This is a genomic window from Rufibacter roseolus (assembly GCF_017916365.1).
GTDB classification, from domain to species: Bacteria; Bacteroidota; Bacteroidia; order Cytophagales; family Hymenobacteraceae; genus Nibribacter; species Nibribacter roseolus.
This window is the reverse complement of sequence record NZ_JAFMSU010000003.1, coordinates 23007-47369: the sequence shown is the minus strand read 5'-3', so window position 1 is coordinate 47369 and position 24363 is coordinate 23007. Positions and strand designations below refer to the sequence as shown.

Here is a 24363-nt window from a genome sequence, read left to right as displayed (position 1 = left end):
TTTTCCCAAAAAACGGGTTATTGCGGAAAAGCGGAAAAGAGAATTAGTTAAAAACAAACCCAACTTGCCCTCGTACAAAATTGAAAAGTAAAAAGCTGTGGTTTAACAGCTTCCATGTTTCATCTATAAAATCTTTAATTCTATGTGGCAACCCATCACCCGGCCCATGCACGGCATTGCTGAAGTGGCCTATATTCCCGCAGTGGCCTCGGCCCCAGAATCTGTGGGCTTTACCGAAGAAGAAACCGCAACCACGCTTTGCCGCGCCATTGCGGGCGGTACCCTAGTTTCTGCGTTAGTTACCAAAGCCGAGTGGGGCGCCGTGCAGGTGATGCCTTACAAAGCGCACCTGGCCATTGACTTTGCCACCAGTGTCTTCTCTCTGGCTGCCCCCTGGATCTTTGGGTTTGCCCAAAACACCAAGGCGCGCAACACATTCCTGACCATGGGCTTGGTGGGTTTAGTGGTAGGCACGCTCTCCAGACCAGAGGAAATGGAGCCAGCCCGGGTGAGAACCCTTAGAAGAAGAGCCGGTTCCCATCCAGATTTATAAGATCAGTTTTTCTCAAAGCTAGACTTCAGCTCCCGTTTAGGGCCGGTTCTTAGGAAAACGGGCTCTAAACGGGAGTTCTCTTTAGCGCCCCACCAGTATGTGATGCTGGTTTCTGGAATAAGGCTTATAACTGAAAGCATAAGGCGTTGTGTGAAAACCGGGTGGAGAACATCTGAGTTTAATTGATAAAAACTTATAAACTATTGTAAAACAACCTCTTGATAAAGGCGTAAGCGGATAAATACCAACTCTTAAGGCTATGAAATCATGTACTTATACTAAGCTGGCATCGGCGGTGCTGGTGCTCGTTTTTCCCTTGGTCACTGGTTGCGCTATCTTGCCGGGAAATAATTACTCCAGTGACCCCATAGTGGCAGAGCAGCAGCGCCAGATTGAGAGCCTCAAAGCCGAGTTGAAAAGGGCCGAGCAGGATACCAACGATGCCAAGCAACGGGAAAAAGCCGCCAAGAGCCGCCTCAAAGCCGCCCAGGATGAATTAAAAGTTATGCAAACCGAAGCCAAAAGGAGAGCCAGTTAGATTCTATGAAGCAAGACCTGCTATTAGGTTTTTGCTGTGCATTTACCATTGAGGTTTAGGTTTAAAATGAAGCCCGGCCCTGTTTTTTGTTGGGCGTGTAAAAACCCTGCGGTTTCTTTAGGCAAAAGAAACCGCAGGGATTTTTATGTCTTGCAATTTGCTTCTGATCTGTAAAACTGAACAGCGGCGCCTGCCACACGTAAACTTTACCCGTACCAGGGGGAGGAACAGAAATCTGCCGTACCTTGGTAGGGAAAGGCTTTCTTTCCGCACCACAATTGGGAGTTAATCTCTTGACAGAGGACCATGGCAACATACGCACGAATCAAAAATACCGGTAAACCAAAGGTAGTCATCATAGGCGGCGGCTTTGCCGGTTTGGAACTGGTGAAATCCCTGAGACACGCCGATGTGCAGGTCATCCTCATTGATAAGCAGAACTACCACACTTTCCAGCCGCTCATGTACCAGGTGGCCACGGCTGCCATTGACGCGGAGTCCATCATTCACCCCTTCCGGAAGGTATTTGAGGAGCAGGAGAATTTTTATTTCAGGCTAGCTGAGGTGCAGTGCGTGAACACCCAGGAACAGCTCGTGGAGACTAACATCGGGCTCATCCGGTACGATTACCTGGTCATTGCCACCGGCGCCACCACCAATTACTTCGGGGATAAGCAGATGGAGCAGAATGCCCTGTCCATGAAAAGCGTGGAAGATGCCAACTGTCTGCGCAATACAATCCTAAGCAACTTTGAGAGTTCCCTGCAACTAGACGACCACGAACAACTCAACAGCCTCATGGACTACGTGATAGTGGGCGGCGGTCCCACCGGCGTAGAACTGGCGGGTGCCCTGAGCGAACTGCGCAAGCACGTGTTCCCCAAAGATTACCCGGAGCTGGACTTCAAATCCATGGACATTCACCTGATCCAGAGCGGCGGCGAGTTGCTCAAAGGCATGTCTAAGGAAGCCTCCCTTAAATCACAGCAGTTCCTGGAAGAGATGGGCGTGCAGATCTGGCTTAACCGGCGCGTAAAATCCTACGATGGCTACACAGTAACCCTGGACAACGGCGAAACGCTCATTACCCGCACCCTGATCTGGGCCGCCGGGGTTACGGGCAACCCGGTTTTAGGTCTGAAGCCGGAAAGCCTCCTCAAAGGCAACCGCCTGCAGGTGGATGCTTGCAACCGGGTAGTGGGCTATGAAAAAGTCTTCGCCATTGGCGATATCGCGGCGATGGTCACCCCCGAGAATCCGCAGGGGCACCCCATGTTGGCCCAACCGGCCATGCAGCAGGGCGAGTTGCTGGGCAAAAACCTGGTGCGGCTGTTCAAAGGCGAAACGCTGCAGCCTTTCGTGTACAAAGACCAGGGCTCTATGGCCACCATCGGGCGGAACAAGGCCGTGGCAGACCTCAAACTTTTCAATAAGGAAATCAAGTCGCAGGGCTTTGTTGCGTGGCTTATCTGGATGTTCATCCACCTGGTGTCTATCATCGGTTTCCGGAACCGTTTGACCGTGATGGTGAACTGGTGCTGGAATTACTTCACTTACAACTCCGGCAACCGCCTTATTGTGGGCAAAAAACAGGAAAACATTCCCATCACCGAAACTATTTCCCACAAAGCTGTTATTTAGGCAGAAGAGGAAGGCTTTATGCCTACCCCAGAATTATTCTCCACCCAAACTAACTTCCACGCGGATAACTGCCTTCCCTTCTTGGTGCACGCATATCGTACTCCTTGAGCGTTGGGGATGATTATACCTGCATATCATGGCGTACCCGCAATGTAGAGGCAATCCCTTGTGGTTGCCTTGAATATGTTGCTTAGGCTTTTGATGCCTAAATCCACCTACCATCCTGCGCCCTCAAAAGATCCACTGTTCACGGCCCAGCCCTATCAAATTCTCAAACACCTGAATTCTTCAATATCTGGATTTTACAAACGCGGGGTCTGGGGTAAGTCTTCAATCAGTACAAATCAAACCCTGGGTAGTCTCTATGAAAATCCACCCAGGCTTATTTTATTAAAACCGAAGTGAAGTATTGGTCCAAATCTTCAACTAAATGAAAATGAACTCGTTGTAGATATAGTATAACTTATTATTAAAATTATGAAAAACTATGTACTCACTCTTTTTCTGGTGATGGCTGTAGTAGGTAGTACTATGGCTCAGACCGTATCTCCGCCGCAAACCACCGCTCCCGTGCAAGCCACGGCTATAAGACAAGGAAACTGGATGATCGGCGCCGATCTGGCTTCCATTGGACATAACTTCAGATCTGAAACCTTTACCCTTGATGTAGAACCACGGGCTGGTTATTTCATCAGCGATAACGCAGCCATCGGGGCCCAGGTACAACTGGGTTTGCAGCTTTATGACGGAGGCGAAACCTTCAGCTATGGCTTAACGCCTTTTGTGCGGTATTACTTTCCTGAAGGCGCCGCACCTACCCACCGCTGGTTTGGTGAGGCGCTGGTAGGTTTTGCCGGAAGTAACCTCAAAGACAATGAAGGGGATGCTTTCTTTTCTACCGTGTATGGCGTGCGGGCCGGCTACGCGCACTTTGTGGCCACCAACGTGTCTCTGGAGGGTACCCTTAACCTGGTGCGGAGCCATGCCAACATTGACGTAGACTCAGGTACCACCGGCCTGTCTTTAGGCTTAGGGTTCCAGATTTACCTGCCTTCCCGGGCTAACAGGTAATCCACTCTTGAATACCTCTGGTGGATAAGGGAAGCTGTGCTTCATAGCTGCGAAGTGGGATTTGAGATAAGCGATGACTGGAAACTTAAAAGTAATTTAAGATTGAATTTGGGCAGAAAGCCTGTTTTGGTGCTGTTTTGATATAAACGGCACCAAAACAGGCTTTCTGGTTTTGGCAGCGGGAAGAAAGCCATTTTGAAAGGAGGCAAGCCCTCATAAAAAGAAAGAGCCCTCCCCAGATCATTAACTGGAGAGGGCTCTTTTATGAAGTAAATGGAATACTCGTGTATGAAGTAAATGGAATACTCGTGGCCGGAAATGATCAACCGCCGTGGTACAGCACTTTCAAGGCTTCATCGTTACCTATTTTCTCGGCCATTTCCAAGGCGGTAAGTCCGCGGCTGTCTCTGATGGTCTGGTCTGCTCCGTATTCGGTGACCATTCGCATGAGTTCATGGCGGCCGAACATAACGGCAAACATCAGGGCGGTGCCGCCGCTGTAGTTCTGGATGTTCAGGTCGGCGCCGCGCGCAATCAGCAGCTCGGCAATATCGGCGTAGCCTTTGAAGCAAAGACCCATTAAGGCGGTATTGCCGCTCAGGTCCTGTGCATTTACATCTGCCCCCGCATCTAAGAGTGCTTTGGTGGCCTCATAGTTTCCCTCATAAGAAGCCAGAATCAAGGGCGTGAAGCCTCTTCCGTTCTGTATATTGATGTCTACCCCTTCGGCAATCAACTCCTGAATGGTCACGACATCTCCTTTCCGGGCGGCGTCAAACAGGATATCCTCAATTCTTGTTGATGTAAAGTTCATGTTATGGCTTTGATTGAAGTACACTCACTTTTGTCCATACGTAAAACATTCAGGATTGACTATGTTTTACGGCTTCTTCATTCGTTCTCTCTGATCCTTAGGCCGAAAAATTTACGTTATTACGTTTTCGACCGGTTTTTAGAGCCGGTTACGTCATAAAAAGAAGATGTTTTCTGGAAAACAGACCATAAATAAGGTGGCTTCTTCCTTGAAAAGGGCTTATATGCTCATCTTTTCTGAAAAAGCATGGTCAGGATCCTGGGGATGTTGGTGGAGTCATTGTCGTCAAAATACTCGTTCAGGTCTGCCAGGCCCAGGCCGTGCCGTTTGGCAGTCTGGGTGAATTCAGAGACCGGGTGCACAAAGCATTCCACTTCCTGCCTGCCATCCAGGGTATCAAAACGGGCTTTGGTGCCCATGTACTGTTTAAAGGGATGCAGCTCGCCCACATACACGTACCCGCCCCTGAGAAGGCTGGCCGCGGCTTGTTCAAAGGCGTGGTCCAGGTATTGGATATGCTCCAGCACCAGGCTGAAGGTAACCAGGTCATAGTGGCCGTTCCGGAAAGTCCAGTCGGCCAGGATATTGGCCTGGGTGAAATGCACGTGGGGCGCCTGCACCTTTTCTCTGGCTTTACTGAGCATTTCCTCAGACAGATCAATGGCCGTAACGTCACGGGCTTTCTGGGCCAGGAAGACCGTGTTCTTGCCGGTGCCGCAGCCAATCTCCAGGCATCTTGGAAAAGAAAGCGGGCTCAAGGTGTTGCGCAGTGCCAAGCCCTCCAGATCGCGGGTGCGGTTCTGGTTAGTGTCATACTGGGCGGCCCAGGTGTTGTAGGCTTCTCTTGTATCCATGCGGGTGTTTTAAGGCCGAAATGTAGGAAACAGGCTTAAACCATGGTGTTGAAACGTTTCTGCGTCATTTCCCACCTTTTCACGGGTTGCTCAAAATTGATCCAGCCCGGGGTGGTGGTGTACTCCTTTACCAACTGGAAACCCGCTTTCTGCAGGGTTCTGTGGGGCGCGGGGTTCAGGGCGTAAGGCTCAGCGTAAACCATCTGTAACCCTAGGTTACGGAAGAAATAGGGAAGGGTCATTTTCACGAAGGTGGTGCCCATACCCTTTTGCCGGAGTCCGGAAGACCAGAGGTGCAGGTGCATAGAGGCTTCCTGGCCGGGCACTATCTTGTTCACGTTTGAATGTCCCACGGCCTGGCCATCGGCTTGCCAGATGATGCAGTAGGAGGGTTTTTCATGTAACGGGGTTTGCACCTGGCGGAGGAGTGTTTCGCGCCATTCTGCCTTGTCCGGCATTTTGGCTAAGTCAACGCCCATGCCTTCTAAAAAGGCTTTGTCAGCGCTAAACCAGTAATGCATGAGCGCGTCTACATCCTGCTCCTCCAACTCCCTCACTGATAAAACCAGATTCTCCATAGATGCCAGGGTTAAGAAGAGAAAGGTAGCAAAAGCCTCTGGTATGGCTACCTGGAAGGGGACTCCCCTAAGTGGCCATACCAGAGGCTTATGAATCTAAAGACAGGAAATTATTCTCCCCTTGATTTAGACTCCCGCTTCTGCTGTTTCTCCGCCCTTTTCTCTTTCAGGCTTTTGGTAGGTTCTTTTTTGCCGGTCTCTTTTGAGGGTGACTTTCCTTTGGCCATAGTAGTAATGTTTAAGTTGGAGTACGTGATTAAAGATAAAGAATTATGCAGAAATTCAATACATTAGCTAAACTTAGCTTTAAAGTCAGATACGTTTTTATTTCTGTGAATGAGAAAGGACTGCGCAAGGGCAGCCCTGGAGAATGCTGGAAGGCTCTGTTAAGGTGATGCCCTTTCACGCCCTGTTTTTAAGAAAACACGGTATTCTTATCCTGAGGTAAACCAATTGATAAGTGTTATCCCGAGGGCGGAGCTGGAGAGAGTTACCTGCTGGGATAAAGATCAGTTGCTGTAACTGCGCAAGCCAATAATGTCTAAAACCTTTTCGCGGGTGAGCGGTTTCCGTAAATAAGCCGAAACACCAAGTTCCTGGGCGCGCTCCTGGTACGTTCTGTTGGCGTAGTAGCTTAAAACCACCACCTTGGGCTCAATATGGCGTGGAAGGTTCAACTGGTGCAGTCTTTCAAGAAAACCAAAGCCGTCTATGCCGGACATCTTTATGTCCAGCAACAGCAGTTCCGGGAAACGGTTAGTGCCCCGGCGGCTCTCAAGAATCTCCAGCGCATCCAAGGCGGTAGAGACCGTGGTGACTTTGGCGCCCATGCCCATGGAAGTGAGCAAATCCTTAATGAGGAAAAGGCTGGAGGTGTCGTCATCAATCACCAGGATTTCCCCGGTGTCTTGGTAAGTGGTGATAAGTTGGTGGGCCTCTGACATAGCTGTGGGGGAATAGCTTTTGGGTGGGTTCTACATAAAGGTACTATTTATTTCTTGCATTGTCCAGAACAAAATTCTGTCAGATACCTATATATAGCTTCATAAATACATTTATAGTGCAGTTTTATACCTACTACGGTTTTGTTAGCCGGCTCCTCTGAAATGGAAAATACATCAACTGGCCTGTATGCCGCCCTGCTGGAGCGGACCGCCGAGACCTTTAACCAAGCCTATTTTATTTACCACCTCGGAAACCACCAAGTGTTGTATCTGAACCTGGCCTTTAGCCGCATTTTCGGTATATCCAGGGAAGATACCCTGCTGGATGCCTCCCAACTGCTGCAACAGGTGCACCCAGACGACCATGACTTTTTGTTGGAACAGTACCATAAACTGTTGGCCAAGGGTTCGCAGAAGGGGATAGAGGTAAGGTTGACACTGCCAGGTGAAGACCTCAAATGGGTTTGTCTGTCTGCTACGGTGCTGGAGGAGGCCGGGGAACGCTTCCTCTGCGGCTATGCCGAGGATGTGACCCTACGGAAAGAGTACCAAAACAACATCCTTAAATTTAACTCAAAAAAGAATTCTACCCTGGAGATCCTGTCGCATGACCTGGCGGCGCCCTTCCAGAATATCCAGGGCATGATGGACATGCTGGAAACTGAATTGGAGGCGGCCAGCCCGGCCACGGTAGAGCTCATGGAATACATCAAAGAAAACGCGAAGAAGGGATCAGACATGATCCGTGACTTTGTGGACAATGAGTTCCTGGAGTCTTCGCAGGTGGTGTTGCACAAAGAGCGGGTGAACATTACCCAGAGACTCGCCATCATGATGGACAACTACCAACACCTGGGTGGCGCCCTGCTGGAAAAGAACTTCGTGGCCCAACTGCCTTCTGAACCGGTGTATGTCTACCTTGATGTGATGAAGTTCATGCAGGCTATCAACAACCTGGTGTCAAACGCCATAAAATTCACCAAAGACACTGGCACCATCACCACCACCCTGGAAGACCGTGACGATACCGTACTCATCAAGATCTCTGACGACGGAATTGGTATTCCAAAGGATTTGCAACCCATATTGTTTGACAAGTTCACCAAGGCGCGTCGTGAAGGATTGCACGGCGAAAAAAGCGTGGGCCTGGGTATGTCCATCATCAAGAACATAGTAGAGCTGCACAAAGGCAAAATCTGGTTTGAAAGCCAGGAAGGCCAGGGTTCCACTTTCTTTGTGGAAGTACCTAAAACCTAAGGCCCTAAGCCGCTAGTTTAGGCCTTCTTTCCTGAGAACAGGCCAGAAACAGCTGTTGCCGTATGCATTCTGCTGTTTCTGGCCTGTTCTCAGGAAAGAGAAGATTGAGGTTAACTCAGCAGAATCACTTTGTCGTTGCGGTAGATGTCTATTCCCACGCGGGTGAGATGCTTAATGCTGATCCTTACTTCGTATTGGACCATTTCTCCCTCCTCTTCCCGCTCAAACCGGTGGTTCTCGCCCAGCAGTGATTTCTTCTCTGATACAATCTCGCCGTTGTACTTAATGGTCTCCTTGCCGGTGTAGGAGTTGTCTACTTCTATTCTTACCGTGTCTGACAAATTAAGGGTGAGCACGTTCATGGCTATTGCTTTTATTTAAAGGTAAAGGCTGAAATTTAAGTGATGTCTCTCCTTGAAAAGAAGGAATTCACGCACACCTGCATTAGTCTGCATGACCTTAGATTTATTACAGCCTTGGTGCCGGTCTTTTGCTGAAAGCCGCTTTTGCTCTGGGTATTTTTGCTGAATGAAACCCTCTGTTTACAGCTCCTTTTTCACAAAACAGGCCAAAAACTGTGTTGCGTTTTTTTGCCTTTTGTACAGACAGATTCCTCAAAAACAGAACCTTTCTTTTCCAGAGTTATTTGTAAGCAGGGGAGAGGTTTGGATAAGTCTCAAGCCGAGCCTTTATGGTTATTTAACCTGGAATTCACCCTCTGCGAAGGGCTCTTCATAGTATCGCCTGGCGATGTTCCATTTAACCGAGGCGATGTTGCTGGTCACCAGGGTATCTGTGTAGAAGCGGGTTTGGGAGGTGTTGTAAGAGGAGGCGGCGTGCTGCATTTTAAGCTCTGTGAAGCACTTGCGCCCTGCGCCCTGTAATTGGCCCGCCTTTTTAATTACTTTCCCTTGTTTGGTTTTGATCACCAATGAATAAAGCCCTTCCACTTTGCCGGAGAAACACATCTCAAAAGACTTCTGGTTTACTACCTTAAACGAGGTCATTTGCACAGAAGAATTCTGGCCGTTGGAGCAGCCAAGCAGAAACAGAACCCCTAAGAAGCTGAGCAGCTTTATTTTCATGATATAGAAATTGAATCACATGCTTTTCCCGGAGGCCGGCGCTGGAGCTCAGCCCAGAAAAGCGAAGCCAAAGGTACAGATAACTTCCCGTTCCAGGTGGTGAATGCTTTGGTTAAGATAACAATGGGCAAAAGAAAAAGCCAGTTGATACAAACCAATGAAGGTTCACATCAACTGGCCATCTATGATGAACAGCTTTGGCAGCAAGAAAATATATGGAAGGAATAGTTTCCCAGAAGCTACTTCAAGGATGGGGCTTATGAAATTGTACGTTGTTTCAAACGCTTTCCTTAGCTCGCTAAATTACTCGTAGTCCTCGGTTTCAACCGGAACGGCTCCCGCCGAGGTGCCGTTCAGCAGAAAGGTAATAACCGACTTGCCAAACCAGAGCCCATCCTGCACACCACCCGCTTCAATCTCTTGCTTCGCATTTTCCAGCATCTTGGACAGGAATACAATGCGCTGGTGCGACTGCTCTCCTTCTGCCGTGCTTTCTGAAAGATGCTGAATGATGCGACCGGTTTCCTGGAGTGATTCCAAAATGGAGGGTATTGCCTCCTCAGATTCACTTGTGGTTTCTAGGTCCTCTAAAATATCTTGTAACTGCTGAGCAATCTCTTCCCTTATTTCCATAAAATATCTATCCTTCTATTTAACCTGATCTAAGTTCTCTATACTAAAAGCGCCTTTGGGCTTTTCAATTGAAGCTCCTATAAGGAATGTCACGCAAGGGAGCTTGTCTATCTTCTCTTTTAGTACAATTAAATCAAAATCTGTTTAACCTCCAGCACTAAGTAGAAATAAATAAATAGGTAATGTTTATTTACGAACAAGAAAGCCCCAGGTTGAACTACGCAATTGTAAGAACAATTTCTTGAAAAGCACAATGTTATGTCTCATTATTTTAAACCTATAGTTCCTTTAAAGTCACTTTCTGTCAAGGCTTTTCTTCTTCCCAGGCGTTTTGGTGGCATTTATCAGAAGAACCTGTCTTAGTAAAACCTGAGGGTTAGGCAATTCTTCTAAAATATGGCTTCGGCAAAATCGGGGCAAATCAGGCAAGTTCTCCTCAGTGGGGGACTGATGTTACAAATTGTCCTATTGACAGAAAGAAGTTGTAAGGCAGAATGACCCTAAAGGTTAGTTGCTTAGGGTTTAGGGTTCAGGATCTTATCCAGGGTGGCATAAAATTGCTGGGGCTGTTCATACATAGGGAAATGGCCGGACTTATCTATCCAGTGGAGGTGGGCTTTGGGCAGCAGTATCTTGAGCTCGTAACTGACAAATGCGCCAGGGTCCTGGCTGCCTGTTATGATGTGGATTGGTTTGGTGAACAGGAGAAGTTTGCGGCTCAGGTCGAAGCCTTTCTTTGACAGGTCCTGGAACATGAGTCCGCCCATCTTAGGGCCCAGGGCTCCCTTATTGATTTTGGTGATGAGCGTGTCTACCTGGGTGCGGTCATACAGCACCGGAATGAGCTCCCATTTGTAGTACAGCTCCTGGTCTGCCGGGGTGGCGTTGGGAGAGCGCACCTTCCGGGAAACCTCGGCCAGGGCTTGCCTGTCCTGCGGGTTTAGTCTGGCTTCCCGGTTATGGCTGTACGTCTCGTTCACGGCCCGGTCCAGCTTGAACGGACCTGGGTCAACTAGCATCAAGGATTTCACCCGGGCCGGATAGGCCGTAGCGAAACTCATCGCCAGCATGGCGCCCCAGGAGTGGCCCAGGAAATGGGCCTGTTTGAGTTTAAGATGATCCAGCAGCAGGTTGAGATCTGAATGGGCGGCGCGTAGGTTGATAGTGGAGGTATTAAATGGCTGGGGCATGGAGCGCCCGGTTCCCCTTTGCTCCAGCAAGATGGCCCGGTGCTGTTTCTTGCCAAGGTTTACTGCCACCTCCTCTAGCTGTTGGTAGTTTGCCCCGGGGCCGCCCGTCAAGACAATAATGGGCTCCCCGGATCCGTAGGTATGGAAATAAAGATAGCCGTGGGCATACTTGATGGAATCCATTCTCTGCGCCCTGGCACCAGAGAAAATCAGAAAAGAGAGGAGAAGTAGTAGACCTGTTTTCATAGAGATGAATTTAGTTTTTAGATGTAGTCCATTTCTTTTTGTTCCTGGCATTTTCCTGCAGAAAAGCTCCGTTTTACTAAGGGTGTCCAGTTTCCGTGGTGTCTGTTTTCTCTGTTGCTTCTGAAAACCGGACTTACAATGTCAGGAAGCGCGAAGCTTTCACTTGGCGCTGTTGACTGATAGTAATAGGTTTATAACTAATACTTCCTGGCCCAACAACCTCCAACACTTAACCATTAATAACCCGTAACCCAGTTCAGGATGGCCGGTCCCCAGTAGTGCAGGGTGAAGAAATAGGTGCCTATGATCAGGAAGCCGGTGGCGCAGAGAAGCAGGAAAGCGGCTGCCAGCCGGAGGGCGGCAGGAGCCCTGTATTCGCGGGCCCTGATGAATAGCTCGGCAACCAGCAGGTTGGGGAGGTAAAAGAAAAAAGCCATCAGTTTGTCAAAGGTGCCGTTGAACTGGGGCGTGTGGCCTATGCCATCGGCGAAGCCAATCCAGAAGCCGTAGTCCATACGGTAAAGCCAGGAACCAATGGCCAGCGCGAACAGCCGGAGAGCCCAGGCCCGGTGTTTTTCCAGCCGTCTGGCCACCGCATGCCGGTACGTTTCAATGGCGGAGATAAACATGAACACCCCATACCCGGCAAACCCGATGTCCATGACGGTGCCCCCAATAGTGCCTTTGAGGAAGATAAAGGCCAATCCGCCCGCAGCCGCCAGCAGGGAAGAAACAATGTACAGACGGCCCACCCAGCGGTGCAGGGCCGGGTACCGAGTACGCACCTTCTCCAGAAGTTGGAGGCTGCCCAGCAACAGGATGATGCCACCCATAGCAAAGTGCAGCCCGATGCCGGAAGTAGTGGCCACCGAGTCTTTCTCGTACAGGCCGGGTAGCACGTTGTTCCAGCGTTCCATGTTGCGCTCATATAAGGCCGCCGCGTAGAAAGCCAGGATGTAGAGCCCAAACAGTGCGGCACTAACCCACACCGTGGTGACCAGCACCCTCGCCGACCAGCGCATGGCTAACAGACTCACCCGCTCCAGCCGCTGAGAATCCCTTTCAGGCTTTATTTGTTTCGTTAAGCTTTTGCACATGCTGGCTACCCTATGGAGGTTAAGAACTAGGCAAAACTGCTTTAAGCGATCAAAGGACTATTTAGGAGCCGATTTACGTAAAACGGGCCTAAAATGGGCTGGCGAAACTTCCGTGAGAAAACGGGGGGTAGGTCTAATGAAGGAGGAGAACCAACCTGGCATCCGGTAATTGTGTGCTAAGCTGGTTAGTGGTTAGGCAGTGCTAAGGGCAGCTATAGGAACGTGGATAAGTGTTGATTGCTAACATTGTTATCAACATTGGTCTTTTTGTATATAGATTGGCTGAATATATTAGCAATGTTCTTGGGGAATAAATCGGGGCAGGTACCAAAAGCTAAAAGGTGCTGGTAGCAGGTCCGTTTCAATTACCTTTTCCTAAGTTACAATAGTGGAAGGTGAGAGGCAACTGTCCTTTTAAAGGTAGAAGGTTAACTCTTCTTTTCTGCTTAGTCTTTATAGTTTAGGCGGATTTAAGCCTGTTTTTAGGGCCTTTCTGCTCCTTCACTATGGCATTGAACAAGGCCAACTGTTCTGGAAAAAAATCCCTTTTGGGTACTATGTTGGCAACCTGTGGGGTTAGCCAGATCAGAATCCAAATTTTGGTCTCGGTGACACTGTATACCTTATCCCAGCTTAGTTTCGATTCAAAAGAATCTCCCTTTATCTGGATGTTGTCTTGGGCAATCTGGTATAACATGGGCTCGCTCACCCTTTTGTTCTTTCGGTAACCTTTCCTGGCGGCAAAGTAGATCTGAACAGGAAGCCCAAAAGTTAGGTAAAGGCCGAAGATCAGGCCTATACAGGGAACCTCCTCCAATGCACCCGTCAGGAACAGAAATAGTCCGCTCAAAAGCGCAAGAATACCTATCCCGAAGGTGAACTTGCTATTCCACTTCTTGAAATAAAGATAAAAGTTGGCTTTGATGAAGTCCTGCTCACTCAGTTGGGTAGAGAGGGTAATCTTATTCATGAAGGGAATTGAAAGGTAATGATGGATTTGCTTGCTAGAGTTTGAAGCCCTTTTCAGGAAAACAGCCTCAAAAGCTTTGATGTCGGGGAAACGAGTATTTAAGTAATGGGTTAAGAAATACCCGCGCCTCCTAAAATCTCCAGTACCTGGCCTTTTTCTGGTTTGCCAGCCAGTAGGGGCATGGCTTGGGAAATCAATTCCCGTACCCCAAGCACTTGCAGCGAATTGTCCTGGTCTTCCTGGCTATCCCAGACCTCAGTGACCCAAACGGCGTCTTCCAAGGTTTTGTCTATACTGACCAGGTACAGGTGGCATCCTTTGGCGGTGGAAACTAGTTGGGCCGCTTCCAGAAGAATGGCAGCAAGTTTTTCACCGTTTCCGGCTGATGCAGTAAGCTTTCCGTAGAGTCCGTATTTGTTCATTGATGATTATTAAGTTTTTGAATATTAATAAAGGGCCAACATTAACATTAACTAGTAATATTGATAATGTTGTTAAAAGAATATTAGTTTATTTATCAGATTTTTCTTTACAAGTCATGCGTATATTCTTTTAATTAGTGTTACTCAACTTTTGAAAAGAATGTAAGACTTGATTAGTGTTTTTATCCTTAGGACAGAGAAAACATGCTTGCATAAATGGTTAATAGTAAATCTGATACTATAATTAAAATTTATGGAGCCTCACAATACAAGCCTAAAAATCATTTACTCTCTCATAGAAGAAAGCTCATTATACTCTTGAACTAGGGCTGGTAAGTTGTCATAGGTAAATCCTTTTTCCATAATTTTTGACTGAAGAGTTGGAAAGTCAACAAAGAATTTAGCTATATCTTCTTTTTGGTTTTTTATTCTCCAGATTGTTAAGCAGGTTTCATCGCTTTTGTAAATCACATAATTATTATGCTCATATGCATACCTTCCGTCATGGCTTGAACTTCTATGCATCGCAAGGTTCATGCGACCTGTAATAAGTACCTGGACAAAATCTTTTGGAAAAATCCCAGCATAAAGATTGTTGATCTTTATATTATGTGCAATTGTAAAACTATCAGTGCCTATTACAAAGGATGAAATATCGTTAGGAGTAAGCTTTATCGCTTTAGAATCTAAGTTCTCTTTGAATTTTATATCTGAGGGACTATTTCTGAATAAATTATAAGCTGATCTTCTGAAGTTTATGTGACCTTCAACTTTCTTACCATCAAGGGTGAAGTAATAACCTTTTAAAAATGGGTTTGCTAATAACGATGTTGTAGAAAGGAGAAATAAGAATAATGAGATAGTTAAATGTTTCATTTAAAAGTTAAAGATGATTTTAATGTTTAATTGTTATTATTAATTGCACACCTGAAAATATAAAGTGAAATTTTCATCTTTATTGAAAGGACGCTTTTGACCATTATGCTTTCTTTCTAGGTTAATTAACCATACTTGATTGAAAGTTATTCTAATCCATTACAAGATATGTAAAAACTATATACAAACTAAGATTGGAATAAAACAGAAAAGCCCTCTCAGCTCAAACTGAGAGGGCTTTTCTGTTTGGTGGCCACGCCTGGAATCGAACCAGGATCGAGAGCTTCGGAAACTCCAATACTATCCGTTGTACTACGTGGCCCGGAATTGCGATGGCAAATGTAGGAAACGGCTGCCAAGAAAGAAAGGGGCTTTCTGCGTTTTTTGCTTGTTTCAGGAAAAAAGGCCCGAAAAACGGAAGCGCAGGAGGGGAGGTCTCTAACATTTTAGCCTTAGAACAGTTTACACAAGAACACCATTTCAATTACCAAAGCTTAAACCTATGAAAAGATTGTATACGGCGGAGGTTACCGCCACCGGGGGCCGCAATGGCCAGGTAAAGTCAACTGACGGAATCATTGACATGCCCGTGCGCGTGCCCGAAGGATTGGGCGGCAAGGGCGGCGCCACCAACCCAGAGCAGCTTTTTGCGGCGGGCTACTCGGCCTGTTTCCAGAGTGCCTTGATGTTGGTTGCCGGCAAGCAGCATATCAGGTTAGATGAAAAGTCTACCGTTACCGCGCACGTGGGGTTAGACCAGTTTGAAGACGGTCGTTACGGTCTGGCAGTGCAATTAGACGTGAAAGTAGATGGCGTAGACAAGGCCAAAGCCGAGGAACTGGTGGCCCAGGCCCATGAGGTGTGCCCATACTCCGTAGGTACCAAAGGCAATATTGACGTAACCCTCAATGTGCTTAATTAAGCCCTTTTGTTTTGGGCTTGTTTTAGTCATTATTTACCCAAAACGGGAGCAGCCAAAATGGTTGCTCCCGTTTTGTTTTAGGAAAAGCGGATGTGTGGCCCAGTGGCGGTCAGCGGTATTCTCTTGTGGTAAGTTACCTCCGGCAGGTTCTGCAACAGATTTCTATAATCCATCCTCCCTTAAATCAATTACTTCACCTTAGGGTAAAAATCAGAGATGGAGTGGGTGTAGGTCATATCGGTGAGGTGTCTTATGCGCTGGAAGACAGTGAGGTTCCTGGCGCCTTGGGGAACCAGCATGAGACTGCCCGGTACGCGGTCATCGGTGAAACGGTTGTCCAGGCGAGTGTCAAAGTAGAATAGGTAAGGGGCTACCCACGGGAAGTATTCTGAGGCAGTGGTGCCGGAGAAGGAAACCACGCCTACACCCGGCGTTCCTTTGGCCAGCGCCTGCTGCAGTTCTACCGCATTGATGGGGGTGCCATTGAGAGTAGGAATGACATCAAACTGCCCGTCTACCATCACCCACTTTTTCAGGTCGCGCAGGTACGCCTCGGCCACTACGTGCCCAGCCCCGGATTCTACGGTATCTGCGTTCTCCATTTTAAGGGCCAGCGAGCGGGCCGGGATGCCCAAAGAATTCAGGGCGCCGTTCAAAACCATGCCGTACTCCACGCACCGGAATTTCTTACCCGTGGCTGCTTCTTCCAGAATAGAGATAGGGTCGTTTTTAAGCGGGGTGTTAGAGCCGTTGTGGTCCCATTGTTTCCGTACCCAGTTGCAGACAGCTTTCACACGTTCAAAATCGGTTTTCTGGCCAGCTACCACTTTCTCTAACTCATACCTGGTACGCAATTGGGTGAGGTAAGCATCTTGCGGGGCACTTCTTACAAAAGTGGGTTTCACCTGGGGTGCCTTAGCGAACTGGATCGTTTTTACCTCCAGGGTTTGGGCTTGGGCCACCAGGGAGCCTGATAAAGAGAGGGAAACCACCAACGCCAGAAGCGCGGAGGGTTTAAAAGGTTTTTTCATAGTAGGGTTTAGTATAATAAGGTTTAGGAGAAGAGCTATAAAGAAGGCGAATGGTTGCACCAGGGCACAAAAAAAGACCCTTCTGTTTCCAGAAAGGCCTTTTTCTTATCTAAAGCGTTGCGCTTAAACTACTTCGGCTAAAACGTCTTTCACTTTCTGAGCAGCTTCTTTCAAGGCTACGGCAGAGTACACTTTCAGGCCAGACTCGTCAATGATACGAGCACCTTCCTCAGCGTTGGTTCCTTGCAGACGAACGATGATAGGCACGTTAATGTCCCCGATGTTTTTGTAAGCCTCTACCACACCGTTGGCAACGCGGTCGCAACGCACGATACCCCCGAAGATGTTGATCAGGATGGCTTTCACGTTAGGATCTTGCAGGATAAGACGGAAACCAGCTTCTACGGTTTGCGCGTTGGCTCCACCTCCTACGTCCAGGAAGTTAGCCGGCTCACCGCCAGAAAGCTTAATGATGTCCATGGTCGCCATGGCCAGACCAGCACCGTTCACCATACAGCCTACGTTACCATCCAGCTTTACATAGTTCAGGTTGCTCTTGCTCGCCTCAACTTCCAAAGGATCTTCCTCGGCTAAGTCGCGCAGGTCAGCCAAGTCTTTGTGACGGAACAGGGCGTTATCGTCCAGGTCCACTTTACCGTCTACAGCCAGAATCTTGTTGTCTGAGGTCTTCAACACCGGGTTGATCTCAAACATAGAAGCGTCTGTGTCCAGATAGGCGTTGTACAGGCTGTTCAGGAATTTGGTGAACTCTTTGAAAGCTTCGCCTTGTAAGCCAAATGCAAACGCAATCTTGTTGGCCTGGAACGGACGAAGACCAACTGCTGGGTCAATCCACTCTTTGAAGATTTTCTCAGGAGTGTGCTCAGCCACTTCTTCAATGTCCATACCGCCTTCAGTAGACGCCATGATCACGTTCTGCCCTTTGGCTCTATCTAATAAGATAGAAACATAATATTCTTTAGGCTCAGAGTCGCCGGGATAGTATACATCCTGCGCCACCAGCACTTTGTTTACCTTTTTGCCCTCGGGGCCGGTTTGGTGCGTTACTAACTGCATGCCAATAATCTGGCCCGCAATTTCTTTCACCTGCTCCAGGTTTTTAGCCAATTTCACCCCGCCGCCTTTACCGCGACCGCCCGCATGAATCTGGGCTTTGATCACGTGCCAGCCAGTGCCGGTTTCCTCGGTTAAACGCTTAGCGGCCGCTACCGCCTCTTCTGGGGTCTCCGCCACAATGCCTTCCTGAACGCGAACGCCGTAGCGTTTCAGAATGTCTTTCGCCTGGTACTCGTGTATATTCATGAGGTTAGGTTGATGTTTTTAGGTGCACGAAAGTAAGGTATACGGCTAACTTTTCAAAGCAAAGGCCGCAGAGCGGCCAGTCCTGGGTTCTGAGTCTTTAGTCCTGAGTCATATCTGGCGTTCACGGCCAGCTGTTTTAAGCCCCTTTATAAATATTAAGGGTAACGCCGCAACAGTTAACTTTAAATTGGCTGCTCCGTTTCATGCAAACGAGCGAACGGTTTGCAAATGCCGTCCCTTCCTTATTGTTTTGTAGTTCATGAGTATAGAGAAACCAGTTTTGTTAGAGGCCCGCGGGCTGTTTAAATCATACGGGAAGCTGCCGGTCTTAAAGGGGATTGACCTGACCATAGGGGAGGCAGAAGTAGTTTCCATTGTGGGCGCCTCAGGGGCGGGTAAAAGCACCCTGCTGCATCTGCTGGGTACCCTGGATGCGCCCGATGCCGGTGATGTGTTCCTGCACGGGCAGAAAATCTCCGGCATGAGTAACAAAGAGGTGGCCCGGTTCCGGAACCGGAACATTGGTTTCATCTTTCAGTTCCACAACCTGCTGCCCGAGTTCTCTGCCATGGAAAACGTCTGCCTACCGGGTTTCCTGGCCGATCGGCCCGAAAAAGAAGTGGAGACGCGCGCCAAAGAACTCCTGGAGATGCTGGGCCTGGGGCACCGCCTTGACCACAAACCCTCTGAGATGAGTGGCGGCGAGCAGCAGCGCACGGCTGTGGCCAGGGCCCTTATCAACTCCCCCAAGCTCATCTTTGCCGATGAACCCAGCGGGAACCTGGACTCCAAGAACGCCGAGGAACTGCACCAGATCTTCTTCAAACTACGCCAAGACCTGGGCCAGACCTTCGTGCTGGTCACCCACAACCCCATCCTGGCCGACATGGCTGACCGTAAACTCACCATGAAAGACGGTTTCCTCCTGCAGCCCTAAGAAGCGTAGAACCTCAGTTACTTTTCACAATACAAAAGCCGATTAGGGCCTGCTTTCAGAAAACCAGGGCCTAAACGGCTTTTCATGTTATCGTCAGAACTTCCTTCCTAGCTCACTTGCCTTAACTTCATCACCACGCCCATAGAAACCAGGGTAAAGACTGTGGCAATGATGCCCACGGTGCCAAAGTGCAGCAATTGATTGGAGCCAGGTACATTGGAAATCACCAATCCAGATAGGAAAGCCGCCAACCCAGAGGCGAGTTGCTGTACAGATGAATTCACGCTCATGAAGGATCCCCGCAGGCGCGGTTCAATGCTGGAGGTGATCAAAGACATTGCGGGCACAAACCGCGCCCCGAAGAAGATAAAGAACAAAGTAGTAACCACAAAGGCCTGCCAGTGGGGCACGCGGGACAGGTGCGTGACCACCAGAATAGGTATAATAGACAATAGGGCGGCAATCATGAAGACTTTCTTCTTTCCGTATTTATCAGACAATCGGCCGGCCAGTTGCGACGTCACCACCGTCGCCAATCCCCCGAAAAGGTAAATGTAACTCAATTCGGCCTCCTCAAATCCCACGTTGGCTACCATATACGGGCTCAGGAACGGCACCACGGTAAAACCAGCCAAAGACAGCGTCACCATCAAACCGAAAGCCCAGAGGCAATTGGCCCGGCTGAAAATGGTAATCAGTACCTGCGCCGGATGCTGGGGAAAATGGTGAAGGAGATGCTGCCGCATGGGTGGGAGCATGCGCCAGGTCAGGAACAGCACCACCACGCTCAGGCCAGTAAGCAGGTAGAAAGGAGCGTGCCAACTGGCGTGGCTGGCCAGGTAAAGCCCCAAAGGAATTCCCCCGATAGAAGCCACCGAGAAAGCCGCCATAACCTTACCGGTCGCCGCACCCCTTCGTTCCTCCGGGATAGAATCCCCGATGATGGCCAGGACCAAAGCCCCCAACACGCCACCGAAGGCGCCCGCCAGAACCCGAGCCACGAGCAAAAAGGTGAAGGTAGGAGCCAGCGCGCAGGCAAAGGTGCCCAACGTGAAGCCCAGGTACAAGCCCAATAGAGCATATTTACGGTCGAACCGGTCTATAAAGAAAGCGCTCAGCAGACCCGAGATGGCCGCACTGAACGTATACGCCGAGACCAGGAACCCAAACTCCCGCGGACTGATTTGGAAAACGCGCATCAGCTGCGGCCCCAGTGGCATCATGATCACAAAGTCCATGATGTGCGTAAACTGGATGGCCGCCAGAATGAATAAGAGCCATTTCTCGCTCAGGGCCGGGGCAGTGGTTTGGGAGGTGACAGGAGATGATTCCATAGTTTTCAGGGCCGGTTGCACAGGTTGAAAAAGACTTTACGCCCTGAAACTACGGATGTTTGCCTAAATTCATCTTAAGCGCAAACCCTTTTGACAGAACATGTAAACCAACAAGGTAGGAATGGCAAAACGCATCAGGAAAAAGGAGGAGAGCGCCGATCCGGTTTGCGCGCTCTGTGAGCGGGAGGTGGGCTTCACCACCCTGCACCATCTTATTCCCCGGGAGGAGGGAGGCCGCCACGGACCCACTGCGCCTCTCTGCCAACCCTGCCACAGTACGGTCCACCTCACCTACAATAACAAAGAACTGGCGGTGCTCTACAACTCCATCCCGGCGCTGCGTGCCTCAGAGGGCCTGCAGAAATACCTTAAATGGGTGCGCACCAAACGCCTGGATAAAATCACCAACCGCCGCGGGAAAAGGAAATAAATCATAGGTTTGCGTTTAGAGGCTGTTTTACCTAAAATGGCTCCAAAACGCAAACAGATAAATGACCCAGGGAAACCATTTTCCCGCAAAGCCTCCGCCATCTCTGCCCATGCACGCCTACACGTATCTTCCTTTTCCCCAGGTAAAATCCCAGCCCGCCGTGGTGGTGGACAGTTTTCATCCCAATGGTTTGGTGTTGTCGCATTGGCGCGAGGCGCCCACGCCCCCGGAACTGAGGGAAGACACAAGCGCCGGGATGGTGCTGCGCGCCTTAAAGCAGAATTACCCAGCCCTGCAGCAGTACCGCTACGTCACCGCCAACCACTTTGACATTGATGCGCTGGTGGGTGTCTGGGCCCTGCTCAATCCTGCGCTGGCTTTGGAGCACGAGGAAACCCTGCGGCAGATGGCCATCATCGGGGATTTCAGGGAGTTGGATTTAGCGGCTCCTTTTGCAGAAACTGCCCTAAAACTGGTTTGCTGGATGAATGCCGAGGAAAAGGCCCGGTTTTACCCACCCTTCGGGGCGGAGGACCTGGAGGAAAACGAAGTGATTGCCTCTATCCCTAAATTTCACTATTTTCTGGAAGCATTTGAAGAGGTGTTGCTTAATCCTGCACTATTCCAACAGGTTTGGGAATCAGAGTATAACCAGGTTTTAGAGGGTTACGCCCAGGTGTATGGCCCGGAGTCTAAAATAATCCAAAACCCTACCTTAGGGCTGGTGGTGGTGCAGACCTCGGCACCGGTTCATTACTACGCCTTGTTCAGCCCCACGTCCGGGTATGACATAGTTGTGTCCTGCTACCCAGAGAACCGCTACGAAGTAGAATGTAAGTACACCACCTGGGTGGATCTGGAAAGCCGACCCACGCTGCCCCGGCCCGATTTACGCCTGGTGGCCCGAATGTTGAACGCACTGGAAATGTCAGGACTGACCTGGGTGGCTGATGGCGTCACCGATACCGGTCCTTTGCTGCGCCTCCAGGCCGGCAAACTCAGCAAGGCCCAACGCTACGGCAATCCGCAGGAACGGGAATTCTATTCCTCCACCATTGAACAGGATGCATTTCTGCAGATTTTAACTAATTATTTACATAATACATTTTCAGGGGCAGTGCCCAAAAAAAGATGGACCTGGGCAGAAGCAAAGGCTTTTAACCTTAGAAATAATAAAATTTGATGTTTTAATTTGTGATTTGGGAAACACTTTTTAACTTTATAAAAAGAAAATTATCTAATATTTCATTTGCCTCTCTCCGGTATCCCCCGTCCAGGTAGTGGTGCATCTGCAGAAATGTTTGACGCTGCTATGGTAAAAATTGCCCACACCCCGTTCTACCAGATAAAAGTAGACCAGGGAAAAAATAGAATCATATTAAATATTAAAGGCTGCTGGAACACGCCAGAGGAAGTGCCCTTCTATACCATTCACCTCAAAGAGGCGCTATCCTTGGTGAAACCCGGGTTCTCTATTCTGACGGATCTAAGAAAACTGGATGAGTACTCGCCGGTGGTGCGCCTCATGCATATTGAAGCCCAGAAGTTGACGGTGGCCGCCGGTATTTACCAGTTAGCCGAGGTGCACGACCTTAAGAAGCCCGTGAACCTGCTGTCTATAGGCATGGCCGAGGAAAGCAAAATCCCGCTTAATATCTTTGACTCTATGCAGGATGCCCAGGCTTGGCTGGAGGAGTTGAAACCAAGGTAGATCATCCGTAGGGGCAGGAAAGTATAACCAAAACCCTATATTCACGTTTTGTAAGTTAGAGGCGCGGGCAAAACCGCGCCTGATCTAGACTTACAGTACTATGAAAAAGATTCTTTGCCCGGTAGATTTTTCCAAGACATCTAACAAGGCAGCGGAGTATGCCGCCCAGATCGCGCAGCGAACTGGTGCTTCGCTTACGTTGCTGCACGTGATTCACCTGCCCATGATGGATACCACTGAGTCGGCTTTGATGGCCAGCCAGGTATTGGATGAGCAGCGGCGCATTGCCGGTGATAAACTCCATTCCATGTCACTGCACCTGCAGAACTTGTCTGGTCAGGCGGGTGGCCCCGGTTATATGGCTGACGTAAAAGTAGTGGAAGCCTTTTTGGCGGATGCCGTAGAGCGCCTAGTTCATGAAGAGGGCTATGACTTTGTAGTATTGGGCACCACGGGTGGCGGTAACACCCTGGAGGAAATCATGATTGGGAGCAACACAGAAAGTGTGATCTCCCAGGTGAAATGCCCGGTGCTGGCCATCCCGGCGAAAGCCACTTTCCCAGACATCCACCGGATTGTCTACGCCTCAGATTACCATCCTGATGACACCCGGGCGCTGCGGCAGGTGCTTGATCTGGCCGCCGTGTTCCAGGCCGAGGTGGAGGTGGTGCACGTGACCCCGCATGCCGGGGCAGACGGAGGCAAGGCCGCCCAGGAGTTTATCCAGCGGCTGCGTGCCGAGTTTGGGGGCATGAACATCCAGTTCAGAGAAGTGGAGAACGAAAAGAAAGACGTGGGACTGAAGGATTACCTGAGCCGGACCCACAGTAACATGCTGGCCATCCTAAAAAAACGCCGGTCCTTCTTCAAGAGCTTATTTGGGATGAGCCTGGCAGAAAAATTAACTTATCAGACAAAACTTCCCCTGCTGGTGCTGCACGCAGACGCCGATTAATTACGTATGCAATCAACTTCTTCTTCCGGGGCCCCGGCTGCCGGATGGCTTAAAATCGCGGCCTTTGCCGCGATTTACATTATCTGGGGTTCCACCTATCTGGCCATTGTATTCGCCATTGAGACCCTGCCGCCTTTTCTGATGGCGGGCCTGCGGTTTATGTTCGCGGGCGCCATCCTGTTCACCTGGGCACGCCTGCGCGGGGCAACGGCCCCATCTGGTCTGCATTGGCGCAACACCGCCGTCATAGGCGGCTTACTGCTCTTAATAGGGAATGGAGCCGTGGTTTGGGCGGAGCAACGGGTGGCTTCCGGCATTGCGGCTTTGCTGGTCACAACTGAGCCGTTGTGGATCGTGGTCTTGCAATGGCTGGGCAAAGCCAAAAAAGCACCGTCTGCTGGCGTGATTGTGGGCCTGGTGCTGGGTGCTGTTGGCATGGTAGTGCTGGTGAGTCCCTGGAAACTGGAAGGCGGCGTGGATTTGCTAGGCAGTACGGCTATTTTCCTCTCGGCGGGTGCCTGGGCTTGGGGTTCCTTGTTTTCTTCGCGGGCCTCACTGCCATCTTCACCCGTGCTTACTACCGGTATGCAGATGCTGTGCGGCGGCGCGCTGCTGGCTTTGGCCGGCACTATCTCCGGGGAGTGGCAAACGGCAGATTGGTCCTCGGTAAGTCAACGCTCCTGGCTGGCGTTGGGCTACCTTGTGGTTTTCGGGTCGCTGATTGCTTTCTCAGCCTACAGCTGGCTCACCAGGGTGGCGCCACCCTCGCAGGTGTCCACGTACGCGTATGTGAATCCTGTAATCGCGGTTTTGCTGGGGTGGGCCTTTGGGCATGAAGAGGTTACCGTGCAGACCCTCATCGCTACGGTGTTGCTGGTGGCCGCGGTTGTCATCATTACCCTCAAGGTCAAACATTAGTAGAAGGGTAGGAGAGATTCCCGTCTCAAGTCC

Annotated in this window: 27 protein-coding genes and 1 tRNA gene; 12 read left to right on the top strand and 16 right to left on the bottom strand. The window is 49.7% G+C overall.

Going from position 1 to position 24363, the window contains the following annotated elements; translation table 11 throughout:
- The first annotated feature begins 142 nt into the window (after positions 1-142).
- The 4 genes from J3P35_RS16110 to J3P35_RS16095 all read left to right on the top strand — a co-directional run bounded on the left by J3P35_RS16110 (position 143) and on the right by J3P35_RS16095 (position 3803).
- Positions 143-553 (top strand): hypothetical protein, encoded by a 411-nt coding sequence (locus J3P35_RS16110; protein WP_210465700.1) that lies wholly within the window; start codon positions 143-145, stop codon positions 551-553.
- A 259-nt stretch (positions 554-812) separates the two neighbouring features.
- Entirely contained in the window at positions 813-1091 is a 279-nt protein-coding gene (locus tag J3P35_RS16105) for a hypothetical protein (RefSeq protein ID WP_210465699.1), read from the top strand.
- A 306-nt stretch (positions 1092-1397) separates the two neighbouring features.
- Positions 1398-2732, top strand: a complete 1335-nt coding sequence (locus J3P35_RS16100; RefSeq protein ID WP_210465698.1) for an NAD(P)/FAD-dependent oxidoreductase — start codon at positions 1398-1400, stop codon at positions 2730-2732.
- 477 nt (positions 2733-3209) lie between these two features.
- Positions 3210-3803, top strand: a complete 594-nt coding sequence (locus J3P35_RS16095; RefSeq protein WP_210465697.1) for a hypothetical protein — start codon at positions 3210-3212, stop codon at positions 3801-3803.
- A 322-nt stretch (positions 3804-4125) separates the two neighbouring features.
- Here J3P35_RS16095 and J3P35_RS16090 read toward each other — a convergent pair whose 3' ends face one another.
- The 4 genes from J3P35_RS16090 to J3P35_RS16075 form a co-directional block, all read right to left on the bottom strand.
- Positions 4126-4617: an ankyrin repeat domain-containing protein gene (locus J3P35_RS16090; protein ID WP_210465696.1), complete on the bottom strand. Its 492-nt coding sequence runs from the start codon at positions 4615-4617 to the stop codon at positions 4126-4128.
- Positions 4618-4844: 227 nt separating this feature from the next.
- A complete protein-coding gene (locus J3P35_RS16085; RefSeq protein ID WP_210465695.1) occupies positions 4845-5471 on the bottom strand; it encodes a class I SAM-dependent methyltransferase in 627 nt (208 codons plus the stop codon).
- A gap of 35 nt (positions 5472-5506) precedes the next feature.
- On the bottom strand, positions 5507-6049 hold the full coding sequence (locus tag J3P35_RS16080) for a GNAT family N-acetyltransferase (protein ID WP_210465694.1): 543 nt from the start codon (positions 6047-6049) through the stop codon (positions 5507-5509).
- 509 nt (positions 6050-6558) lie between these two features.
- Entirely contained in the window at positions 6559-6993 is a 435-nt protein-coding gene (locus J3P35_RS16075) for a response regulator (RefSeq protein WP_210465693.1), read from the bottom strand.
- A gap of 162 nt (positions 6994-7155) precedes the next feature.
- Between J3P35_RS16075 and J3P35_RS16070 the strand changes: the two genes are divergently transcribed.
- Entirely contained in the window at positions 7156-8250 is a 1095-nt protein-coding gene (locus J3P35_RS16070) for a sensor histidine kinase (RefSeq protein ID WP_210465692.1), read from the top strand.
- Positions 8251-8360: 110 nt separating this feature from the next.
- Here the strand turns inward: J3P35_RS16070 and J3P35_RS16065 are convergent, their stop codons facing one another.
- The 9 genes from J3P35_RS16065 to J3P35_RS16025 all read right to left on the bottom strand — a co-directional run bounded on the left by J3P35_RS16065 (position 8361) and on the right by J3P35_RS16025 (position 15091).
- Positions 8361-8612 carry a hypothetical protein gene (locus J3P35_RS16065; protein WP_210465691.1) on the bottom strand — a complete coding sequence of 84 codons (252 nt, stop codon included), beginning with the start codon at positions 8610-8612 and terminating at the stop codon, positions 8361-8363.
- 333 nt (positions 8613-8945) lie between these two features.
- The gene (locus J3P35_RS16060; RefSeq protein WP_210465690.1) at positions 8946-9335 is read right to left on the bottom strand and encodes a hypothetical protein; all 390 of its coding nucleotides are present in this window, start codon (positions 9333-9335) and stop codon (positions 8946-8948) included.
- A 303-nt stretch (positions 9336-9638) separates the two neighbouring features.
- Positions 9639-9875, bottom strand: coding sequence for a hypothetical protein (locus tag J3P35_RS16055; protein ID WP_210465689.1), 237 nt, complete (start codon positions 9873-9875; stop codon positions 9639-9641).
- Positions 9876-10483: 608 nt separating this feature from the next.
- The gene (locus J3P35_RS16050; RefSeq protein ID WP_210465688.1) at positions 10484-11404 is read right to left on the bottom strand and encodes an alpha/beta fold hydrolase; all 921 of its coding nucleotides are present in this window, start codon (positions 11402-11404) and stop codon (positions 10484-10486) included.
- A 236-nt stretch (positions 11405-11640) separates the two neighbouring features.
- A complete protein-coding gene (locus J3P35_RS16045; RefSeq protein ID WP_246850327.1) occupies positions 11641-12426 on the bottom strand; it encodes a DUF2306 domain-containing protein in 786 nt (261 codons plus the stop codon).
- Between the two features lie 535 nt (positions 12427-12961).
- On the bottom strand, positions 12962-13471 hold the full coding sequence (locus tag J3P35_RS16040; protein ID WP_210465686.1) for a YcxB family protein: 510 nt from the start codon (positions 13469-13471) through the stop codon (positions 12962-12964).
- Between the two features lie 110 nt (positions 13472-13581).
- Entirely contained in the window at positions 13582-13893 is a 312-nt protein-coding gene (locus J3P35_RS16035; protein ID WP_210465685.1) for a putative quinol monooxygenase, read from the bottom strand.
- A gap of 285 nt (positions 13894-14178) precedes the next feature.
- A complete protein-coding gene (locus J3P35_RS16030) occupies positions 14179-14769 on the bottom strand; it encodes a hypothetical protein (RefSeq protein ID WP_210465684.1) in 591 nt (196 codons plus the stop codon).
- A 247-nt stretch (positions 14770-15016) separates the two neighbouring features.
- Positions 15017-15091 (bottom strand) — tRNA-Arg (locus J3P35_RS16025).
- Between the two features lie 180 nt (positions 15092-15271).
- On the opposite strand from J3P35_RS16025, the gene J3P35_RS16020 reads away from it, so the two are divergent.
- Positions 15272-15691, top strand: coding sequence for an organic hydroperoxide resistance protein (locus J3P35_RS16020; protein ID WP_210465683.1), 420 nt, complete (start codon positions 15272-15274; stop codon positions 15689-15691).
- Positions 15692-15879: 188 nt separating this feature from the next.
- On the opposite strand, the gene J3P35_RS16015 is transcribed toward J3P35_RS16020, so the two are convergent.
- Positions 15880-16722 (bottom strand): transglutaminase-like domain-containing protein, encoded by an 843-nt coding sequence (locus tag J3P35_RS16015; RefSeq protein WP_210465682.1) that lies wholly within the window; start codon positions 16720-16722, stop codon positions 15880-15882.
- 123 nt (positions 16723-16845) lie between these two features.
- Complete coding sequence (gene sucC, locus J3P35_RS16010; protein WP_210465681.1) at positions 16846-18045, bottom strand: ADP-forming succinate--CoA ligase subunit beta; 1200 nt, start codon at positions 18043-18045, stop codon at positions 16846-16848.
- A 259-nt stretch (positions 18046-18304) separates the two neighbouring features.
- Here sucC and J3P35_RS16005 point away from each other — a divergent pair, with 259 nt between their 5' ends.
- A complete protein-coding gene (locus J3P35_RS16005) occupies positions 18305-18982 on the top strand; it encodes an ABC transporter ATP-binding protein (RefSeq protein ID WP_210465680.1) in 678 nt (225 codons plus the stop codon).
- Between the two features lie 107 nt (positions 18983-19089).
- Here the strand turns inward: J3P35_RS16005 and J3P35_RS16000 are convergent, their stop codons facing one another.
- Positions 19090-20316, bottom strand: a complete 1227-nt coding sequence (locus J3P35_RS16000; protein ID WP_210465679.1) for an MFS transporter — start codon at positions 20314-20316, stop codon at positions 19090-19092.
- Positions 20317-20437: 121 nt separating this feature from the next.
- Between J3P35_RS16000 and J3P35_RS15995 the strand changes: the two genes are divergently transcribed.
- The 5 genes from J3P35_RS15995 to J3P35_RS15975 all read left to right on the top strand — a co-directional run bounded on the left by J3P35_RS15995 (position 20438) and on the right by J3P35_RS15975 (position 24330).
- Positions 20438-20746, top strand: a complete 309-nt coding sequence (locus J3P35_RS15995) for an HNH endonuclease (RefSeq protein WP_246850326.1) — start codon at positions 20438-20440, stop codon at positions 20744-20746.
- A 61-nt stretch (positions 20747-20807) separates the two neighbouring features.
- Positions 20808-21929, top strand: coding sequence for a DUF6687 family protein (locus J3P35_RS15990; protein ID WP_246850325.1), 1122 nt, complete (start codon positions 20808-20810; stop codon positions 21927-21929).
- A gap of 129 nt (positions 21930-22058) precedes the next feature.
- Entirely contained in the window at positions 22059-22457 is a 399-nt protein-coding gene (locus J3P35_RS15985) for a hypothetical protein (protein ID WP_210465678.1), read from the top strand.
- A gap of 100 nt (positions 22458-22557) precedes the next feature.
- On the top strand, positions 22558-23412 hold the full coding sequence (locus tag J3P35_RS15980) for a universal stress protein (RefSeq protein ID WP_210465677.1): 855 nt from the start codon (positions 22558-22560) through the stop codon (positions 23410-23412).
- Positions 23413-23418: 6 nt separating this feature from the next.
- On the top strand, positions 23419-24330 hold the full coding sequence (locus J3P35_RS15975; protein ID WP_210465676.1) for an EamA family transporter: 912 nt from the start codon (positions 23419-23421) through the stop codon (positions 24328-24330).
- The last annotated feature ends 33 nt before the right edge of the window (positions 24331-24363 follow it).